We start from the raw sequence: 7,558 nt of genomic DNA, 5'->3' as shown, positions 1-7,558 counted from the left end.
CGCGGCGTACGTCGATCAGGACCGCGGTGCTGTCGCGCGAGTAGTTGACCGCGTTGGCGACCAGGTTGCTGATCGCGACGGTGACCTGTTCCCGACCGCCCGGAATGACGATGCCCTTGTCGCCCGTGGCCAGGACCTCGGTGTTGCGGGCAGCGGCGTCGATCGCCACGGTGTCGATCGCCGTCTCGATGATCTCGTCGAGCTCGAGCTGCTCGGGCTCCGCCCAGGGGTCGTCCGACTGAAGCCGGGAGAGTTCGATGATCTGCTGCACGAGGTCGGTGAGTCGGTCGCTCTCGGTGACCATCCGGCCGGCGAACCGCTTCACCGCCTCGGGGTCGTCCCGGGCGTCACCGACCGCCTCGGCGAGCAGCCTGATCGCACCGACCGGTGTCTTGAGCTCGTGGCTCACGTTGGCCACGAAGTCGCGCCGGATGGCCTCGACCCGACGTTCTCGTGTGCGGTCCTCCACCAGCGCCAGGATCAGCCGGCTGCCCAGGGGAGCGACCCGCGCCTGCACGTGACGTGGTGGGGCGGTCGGAGGCCCGAGGACGAACTCGATCTCTCGGATCTGGCCGTCGCGGCGCACCTGGCGGATCGTCTCCTGCAGTTCGTCGACGAGGATCTCGGTGCCTCGCACCAGGCCGAGCGCGTACGCCGGAGCGCTGGCCTTGAGCACCGTGTCGACCTCGTCGACGATCACCGCCGAGGAGCGGAGCACCGAGAGGACGGCGGTCACCTTCTCCGGTACCGCGGGCTCCTCGACCACGGGCACCTTGTTCAGCTGGCGTTCGCTGACCAGGAAGGCCCCGAAGACCCCGAAGACGATGAGCACGGCAAGCAGTGCCACGAGCAACGTCTCTGTCAAGGTCACGACTCTGATCGTACGCACGATTCACCTGCAGTTGGTGCGGTGTCGGTGTGAGCACCGTCTGTTCATCTCCAGTTCAGAATGAGGCACCCGTGCCCTCATCTCGCGCGGCTAGCCTCGCGATCATGCGTGAGGCCTACACCGACCAACTCGACTCTCTCTTCGCCAGCCTCGGCTCCATGGCCGCGGAGGTGAAGGTTGCAGTCGCCAGTGCTACCCAGGCGTTGCTCTCGGGCAACGGAGAGTTGGCTGACGGCGTCATCGCCGGCGACGAGTCCATCGACCGACAGCGCGAGGCCATCGAGGACACCGCCTTCTCGCTGCTCTCGCTCCAGCAGCCCGTCGCCAGCGACTTGCGCACCGTGGTGGCAGCACTGCGCATGGTGGCCGAGATCGAGCGCATGGGAGATCTCGCCGTCCACGTTGCCAAGGTGGCCCGACTGCGAGTGCCGGGTGTCGCCGTACCCCGCGATGTGGTGCCCACGATCGAGCAGATGGCGGAGGTCGCCAAGGAGATGTGCCGGGTGCTCGTCCGGGTGATCGCCGAGCGCGACGTCGAGGCCGCCCGGGAGCTCGACGAGGCCGACGACACCATGGACCAGCTCCGCCGCAACAACTTCCGCGAGCTGCTCAGCGCCGACTGGTCCCACGGCGTGGAGCCCGCCGTCGACCTCGCCCTCCTCGGCCGCTACTACGAGCGCATCGCCGACCACGCCGTCTCCGTGGCCCGCCGCGTCATCTTCGTCGTCACAGGCGAAGAGCACCACGAGAGCTGACACTTCACCTCGACCTGTCAGAAACCCGCAGAAAATGCGGGGCCGTCCCTAACAGATTTGTAGATCCTCGCCCGGGACCTACAAATCTGTTAGGGACGATCGGTCTTGGACCGAGGAGTCTTGGGCAGCGAAACGGCCCCGACAGAGGAGTCTGTCGGGGCCGTTCGGTGTCTGATCGTGAGCGGTCCGCGCGGGCCGAGGCGGCTGTGTCGGGTGTCAGCGGCCCTGGTTGGCGACAGCGGCAGCAGCAGCGGCCGCGGCATCGGGGTCGAGGTATTCGCCGCCGGGGACGGTGGGACGGAAGTCGTCGTCCAGGCGATAGACCAGGGGCATGCCGGTCGGGATGTTGAGTCCGGCGATGTCTGCGTCGCTGATCTGGTCGAGGTGCTTGACCAGGGCGCGGAGGCTGTTGCCGTGGGCGGCGACGAGCACGGTCTTGCCAGCGGCGAGGTCGGGCACGATCTCGCCGTCCCAGTAGGGGAGGAACCGGGTGATGACGTCCGCCAAGCACTCGGTGCGCGGCATCTCGTCGCCCAGGTCCGCGTAGCGCGGATCGCCGGCCTGGGACCACTCGGAGGAGTCGTCGAGCGGCGGCGGCGGGGTGTCGAAGGAACGGCGCCAGGTCATGAACTGCTCCTCGCCGAACTCGGCGAGGGTCTGCTTCTTGTCCTTGCCCTGCAGCGCGCCGTAGTGGCGCTCGTTGAGGCGCCACGACCGCTTCACGGGGATCCAGTGACGGTCGGCGGCGTCGAGGGCGAGTGCGGCGGTGTTGATCGCGCGACGCTGCAGCGAGGTGTGGACGACGTCGGGCAGGAGGCCAGCGGCCTTGAGTTGCTCGCCGGCGCGGACTGCCTCGGCCCGGCCCTTGTCGGTCAGGTGGACGTCAACCCAACCGGTGAAGAGGTTCTTGGCGTTCCACTCGCTCTCGCCGTGCCGGACGACGATCAGGGTGTGCACCATCAGTGGCCGCCCTCAGCGGCGGCCTCGCCACCCTCGAGGGAGACACAGGTCGGGGCGAGCTCGGCGCCGGCGTTGACCGGGTTGGTGTCCTCACCCTCCCAGTGGATGGCGTTGCAGAGCACGGGGACGGTGATGACGACCTCGCCGGCGTTCTCGAAGGTCAAGGTGACGGGCACGAAGTCGCCGATCTTGAAGTCGCCGTTGACCGGGATGCCTGCCGCGTCGCCCTTGGTGCCGAGGCGGAAGAGCTGGCTGCCCCGAATGACGACCGGCGCGACTTCGGCGCCGCTCTGCTCGGCGTTCTTGTCGCGGAGCGAGGTCTCCTCGACCTGGGTGCCGTCGGGCGTGGCTCCTTCATCGGGAACCTCGGTGCCCGGCATGACGGCCTCGAAGTCGCCGTCAATGCTCACCAAGGTGTCGGTCACGTCGCCGAACTCGTTGACGACGTTGGAGTCGAGGTTGTTGGAGAAGCTCGCCAGGAACGTGCCGTGGCCGTCCTGGGTGGCCACGATGACGGCGTTGAGGACGTCGACGTCACCGGCGCGGTCGTTGGCGCCGGGAGCCGGCGTGTAGACCTTGTCGGTGGCGAAGTCGCCACACGCCGTCAGCGTCGGCAGGGCGAGCACGAGGGCGCCGGCGGCAACCCCGCGGGCGATCCGGTTGCGAAGCAGCATTCTTCAGCCTTCTCCATCGGCGGTGGACCGTCCTTGACCGGTCACCAAGTGCGGACCCCAGACTAGTGGAGACGCTTCCGACTCACTGCCTCAGGCCCACGCTGACGGCGACGGCGACCGTGGCAGCCCCCACGACGACGAGATAGACGACCGTCGCCAGCAGTGTCTTGGCGGCTCCGATCTTGAGCGCAATCCGCAGTGGGAAGGTCTTCCAGCCGGCACGGTTCTCGTCGACCAGGCCCGGCAGGGAGTGCAGCACGTGTACGCCGACACCCAGCAGCGCGGCGCACACCGTCAGTGCGACCGTGGGCGGAGTGTCGCTCCCGTCCGCGCCCCAGCCGCCGTAGGCCAGGAAGGCCGTGAGCAGGGCGAAGCTGATGGCCCACGGCAAGAAGGAGAACCCTCCCTTGCGGAGGACGCCGGCGTTGGTGAGCATCGCCACCGCGAGGAATCCGAGGTGGAGGCAGCCGGCCACCACACCGTTCGAGATCGACAGCGGAATCACGAGCAAGACGGCGACCGCGATGGCGAAGCCGGCACTGCTGGGGTTGTACCAACCCTCGGCGATGGGCTTGTCGACGCGGTCGTTGTCGCGGTCGCGCTCACGGTCGACCAAGTCGTTGTGCACGCCGAGGAGGAACTGGCCGACGAGAACGGTCAGCAGCACCAACCCCACCTCGCGAGTGCTGCGCCCCGACAGCGCGGCGGCCACGGTCACGCCGAGGGTGACGAGGATGCCGTGGCGGGCGTGGCACGAGCGGGCCAGTCCGATCGGCCACGAGCGCTTCACTTCGAAGACGGGGATGGGGTTGCCCTCGGCGTCGAGCCCTCGGATGCGCTGCGCAGGTTGGTATCTCTTCGGAGACATGGTCGGCAGTATTGACCAGAAAGAGTCCACGTGGGTGGTGGACAGGCAGGTTTCGGACGCCCCGGCTGGGGAAGAAGAGGGGCGGCCATCAGCACTGCGCCCTCCGGGCCCAGACACATTCATAGGGTTCTGTCAACCCCGCATGTGCCGTCTGACCTGCGGAAACGATATCGGGAGTCGTTGCCGGACGTGTTAGAATGGTCACCTAGGAAGGGGTACTTGGCACATGACATTCACCGTCGGCGAAACGGTTGTTTACCCGAATCACGGTGCAGCGGTCATCGAGGACATCGAGACGCGCACCATCAAGGGCGAGGAACGCGAATACCTGGTTCTTCGCATCGTCGCACAGCAGGACCTGGTCGTTCGGGTTCCGGCTTGCAACCTCGACCTGGTCGGGGTTCGTGACGTGGTCGACAAGGAGGGACTGGACCGAGTTTTCGACGTCCTCCGCGCGGCGCAGGTCGAGGAGCCGACCAACTGGTCGCGTCGTTACAAGGCAAATCTGGAGAAGCTCCACTCCGGTGACGTGATGAAGGTGGCCGAGGTCGTCCGCGACCTCTGGCGCCGTGAGCGCGACCGCGGCCTCTCGGCCGGGGAGAAGCGGATGCTGGCGAAGGCACGCCAGATCCTGGTCTCCGAACTCGCGCTCGCCGAGCACACCAACGAGGACAAGGCTGAGACCATCCTCGACGAGGTGCTCGCTTCCTGATCGCGCCTGACTCATGACGAAGGCCCCCGCCAAGTTGGCGGGGGCCTTAGTCATGCCGCTGAAGCAACTCCTCGGCCACGGGCGCCTCACAAGACGAGCAGCACGACCGCCACGATGAGCAGGACCGCTCCTGCGGCATAGGAGCCGAAGGAGCCCCACCGGAACCACATGTGGGAGGTCTCGGCGCTCTCGAGGAGCTCCTGCTCCGTCTTCGTGGTGATGAGCATCTTCTCCTTGCCGGCCGGGCTCACGATCTCGAGCTGGCCGCCGCGATCGCTGGCCTCACCGTGCACGAAGACCTGGGTGTCGGGCGTGAGCACCCACTCCTCGTACTTGTAGCCGATGGTGTCGCCGTCACGGCTGCCGACGTTGAAGCTGAAACCGCCGAAATCGATGGTGGCGCCGCTCCGGCGGGCGCCCTCCTCCTTGAAGAACTCACTCATCGTCTTGCGTGCCTGCTTCACGCCGTCCGTCGGGATGACGGTGATCTCGCCGTCCTTGTCGCGCAGCACGAACGGCGCGCTGGACTGGTTCTGGCTGACCACCTCTTCACGAGTGGTGGTCTTGCGGTTGCCGTCGGAGTCCCGGCTGACGTGCTTGTAGCGGCGGGTCACCTTCTGCTGGTACCACACGCACTGGGTCTGGGAGATCTCCGCGGTGAGCAGCCCCTGCGGGCCGGGCTGGGTGCGTCCGGACAGATCGACCAGCTGCGTGAAGATGTCGTCGCCAGCCACCTCCCGAGCCGTCCGGTGCAGCTCCCGCAGCGGTCCGGTGGTGGTGTTCTCCGTCAGCAGCAGACTCTTGTGCTTGTTGCGGGCGGTGCGCGCACCGACGGTCAGGCCGACTCCGACTGCGAGCAGCAGCACCGCCACGATGAACCAGACCATGCGTCGTTCCTCCTTCGGTTGGCCGATCCCCATGACCGGCCGCTCTGGGTCCTGCCCATTCGGTGGCCATTCAATCCGAATCCGCCAGCTCACGTTGGCCGTACGCCGGGGTGTGAGGTCGTGAGGACACCGTCACCTGAGGCGTGACGAGCACACGACGACGCGTTACGTCGCCTCACTAGCGTCCCGGTCACCACCCGTCCTGGAGGAGTGACTCGTGACCCGAACCGCACCGGACCGCGCGCAGCAGTCGACGTACGCCCCCGGAGGGACCACCCTGACCGACTGGCGCCCGGAGGACCCCGACTTCTGGGCGGCCGGTGCGGATCGGGTGGCCCGCCGCAACCTGATCTGGTCGATCTTCGCCGAACACCTCGGCTTCTCGGTGTGGCTGATGTGGAGCGTCAGTTCCGCCTACCTGCTGTCGATGGGGTTCGACTTCACCGCGCAGGAGTTGTTCCTGATCGTTGCGGCCCCCAACTTCGTCGGCTCGTTGCTGCGGTTGCCCTACACGTTCGCGGTGCCGAAGTTCGGTGGCCGGACGTGGACGACGATCAGCGCGCTGCTGCTCCTCGTGCCGACGCTGCTCTTCGCCGTCTTCGTGCAGCGCCCCGGCACGCCGCTGTGGGTCTTCGTCGTGATCGCGGCGACAGCCGGCTTCGGCGGCGGCAACTTCGCCTCCTCGATGGCCAACATCAACTTCTTCTACCCCGCCGCCCGCAAGGGCGCCGCCCTCGGCCTCAACGCGGCCGGCGGCAACCTGGGCGTTGCGCTCATCCAGTTCTTCCTGCCGGTGCTGGTCGGCGGTGCCGGCATCTTCGGCATGGTGCAGGCCAGCGACGGCGGCATCCACCTCCAACGTGCCGCCTGGGTCTATGTGGTGCTCTCGGTGGTCGCGGCCGCCGGTGCGTGGTTCGGCATGAACAACCTGACGGTCGCCAGCGCCAGTGCGCGCGAGTCGTTCCAGGTGCTCAAGCACAAGCACACGTGGGTCATGTCCTTCCTCTACCTCGGCACGTTCGGCTCGTTCATCGGCTTCTCCGCGGCCATGCCGCTGCTGATCAAGGTGAACTTCTGGGTGCCCGGTGGTGGCCCGGCCGGCACCGGCATCGTCTTCGCCCACTACGCCTTCCTCGGCGCCCTCGTCGGTTCCGTGGCGCGTCCGTTCGGTGGCTGGCTCGCCGACAAGTACGGCGGCGCGAGGGTGACCGCGTGGAGCTTCGTCGGGATGGGTGTGGGCGCCCTGGGGGTGCTCGTGGTGCTCGGCCGGCTCACCGACAACCCCGGTCAGGAGATTGCGATCGCGGATGGCAACCAAGCGTGGTTCGCGCCGTTCCTGTTCGCCTTCCTGGTGATCTTCGCCGCCAGCGGCATCGGCAACGGCTCCACCTATCGGATGATCCCGACGATCTGGGCCCGCAACGCGAAGCGCACCGGCGCCGAGGGCAGCCCGGTCCGCGCGGAGGCCATGGCCCAGGCGACTCGCAACGCCTCCGCCGTCATCGGCATCGCCGGGGCGATCGGTGCCATGGGCGGCTTCTTGATCCCGATGTCCTTCGGCGCCCCCTGGATCGATGACCCCAGCGCGGCGGTGCGTGGAGCGATGACCACGTTCCTCGGCTTCTACGTCGTCTGCCTGGTGGTGACCTGGTTCGTCTACACCCGCCGCAGCTTCCTCATCACCCGGGTGCCGAGCCTGGCCGAGGCGCGCGTCTGATGGCCACGCGCACCCACTGTCCCTACTGCTCCCTGCAGTGCGGCATGCAGGTCAGCGGTCCACGTCGCCCCGAGATCAGTGCCTGGGACGAGTTCC

General features: G+C 67.5%; 9 protein-coding genes. 4 read left to right on the top strand and 5 right to left on the bottom strand.

Annotated features, from left to right (window positions below):
- A partial coding sequence (locus tag L1066_RS26735) for a sensor histidine kinase (protein ID WP_312007704.1) occupies positions 1–871 on the bottom strand: 871 nt, incomplete at its 3' end.
- 122 nt (positions 872–993) lie between these two features.
- Here L1066_RS26735 and phoU point away from each other — a divergent pair.
- Positions 994–1,644: a phosphate signaling complex protein PhoU gene (gene phoU, locus L1066_RS12805; protein ID WP_235736696.1), complete on the top strand. Its 651-nt coding sequence runs from the start codon at positions 994–996 to the stop codon at positions 1,642–1,644.
- A 216-nt stretch (positions 1,645–1,860) separates the two neighbouring features.
- Here phoU and L1066_RS12800 read toward each other — a convergent pair whose 3' ends face one another.
- The 3 genes from L1066_RS12800 to L1066_RS12790 all read right to left on the bottom strand — a co-directional run bounded on the left by L1066_RS12800 (position 1,861) and on the right by L1066_RS12790 (position 4,146).
- Positions 1,861–2,604 carry a phosphoglyceromutase gene (locus tag L1066_RS12800; protein WP_235736695.1) on the bottom strand — a complete coding sequence of 248 codons (744 nt, stop codon included), beginning with the start codon at positions 2,602–2,604 and terminating at the stop codon, positions 1,861–1,863.
- The gene (locus L1066_RS12795) at positions 2,604–3,278 is read right to left on the bottom strand and encodes a hypothetical protein (RefSeq protein WP_235736694.1); all 675 of its coding nucleotides are present in this window, start codon (positions 3,276–3,278) and stop codon (positions 2,604–2,606) included. The genes L1066_RS12800 and L1066_RS12795 overlap by 1 nt, the downstream gene beginning before the upstream one ends.
- A gap of 82 nt (positions 3,279–3,360) precedes the next feature.
- The gene (locus L1066_RS12790; protein WP_235736693.1) at positions 3,361–4,146 is read right to left on the bottom strand and encodes a UbiA family prenyltransferase; all 786 of its coding nucleotides are present in this window, start codon (positions 4,144–4,146) and stop codon (positions 3,361–3,363) included.
- A 226-nt stretch (positions 4,147–4,372) separates the two neighbouring features.
- Here L1066_RS12790 and L1066_RS12785 point away from each other — a divergent pair, with 226 nt between their 5' ends.
- Positions 4,373–4,858, top strand: a complete 486-nt coding sequence (locus tag L1066_RS12785) for a CarD family transcriptional regulator (protein WP_235736692.1) — start codon at positions 4,373–4,375, stop codon at positions 4,856–4,858.
- A gap of 86 nt (positions 4,859–4,944) precedes the next feature.
- Here L1066_RS12785 and L1066_RS12780 read toward each other — a convergent pair whose 3' ends face one another.
- Complete coding sequence (locus tag L1066_RS12780; RefSeq protein WP_235736691.1) at positions 4,945–5,745, bottom strand: E3 ubiquitin ligase family protein; 801 nt, start codon at positions 5,743–5,745, stop codon at positions 4,945–4,947.
- Positions 5,746–5,962: 217 nt separating this feature from the next.
- Between L1066_RS12780 and L1066_RS12775 the strand changes: the two genes are divergently transcribed.
- Complete coding sequence (locus L1066_RS12775) at positions 5,963–7,462, top strand: MFS transporter (RefSeq protein ID WP_235736690.1); 1,500 nt, start codon at positions 5,963–5,965, stop codon at positions 7,460–7,462.
- Positions 7,462–7,558 (top strand): hypothetical protein (locus L1066_RS28645; protein WP_376707676.1); only part of this gene is annotated, 97 nt, incomplete at its 3' end. The genes L1066_RS12775 and L1066_RS28645, both read left to right, overlap by 1 nt.

This window comes from Nocardioides alcanivorans (assembly GCF_021555175.1).
GTDB lineage: Bacteria > Actinomycetota > Actinomycetes > Propionibacteriales > Nocardioidaceae > Nocardioides > Nocardioides alcanivorans.
The sequence above is the reverse complement of the archived record's forward strand: the minus strand, read 5'-3'. Positions and strand labels throughout refer to the sequence as shown.

Bases quoted from the DNA above. Each gene is read 5' to 3' on its own strand.
- L1066_RS12795 (WP_235736694.1), bottom strand. From the start codon at position 3,278: ATGCTGCTTCGCAACCGGATCGCCCGCGGGGTTGCCGCCGGCGCCCTC.
- L1066_RS12780 (WP_235736691.1), bottom strand. From the start codon at position 5,745: ATGGTCTGGTTCATCGTGGCGGTGCTGCTGCTCGCAGTCGGAGTCGGC.
- L1066_RS12785 (WP_235736692.1), top strand. From the start codon at position 4,373: ATGACATTCACCGTCGGCGAAACGGTTGTTTACCCGAATCACGGTGCA.
- phoU (WP_235736696.1), top strand. From the start codon at position 994: ATGCGTGAGGCCTACACCGACCAACTCGACTCTCTCTTCGCCAGCCTC.
- L1066_RS12800 (WP_235736695.1), bottom strand. From the start codon at position 2,604: ATGGTGCACACCCTGATCGTCGTCCGGCACGGCGAGAGCGAGTGGAAC.
- L1066_RS12790 (WP_235736693.1), bottom strand. From the start codon at position 4,146: ATGTCTCCGAAGAGATACCAACCTGCGCAGCGCATCCGAGGGCTCGAC.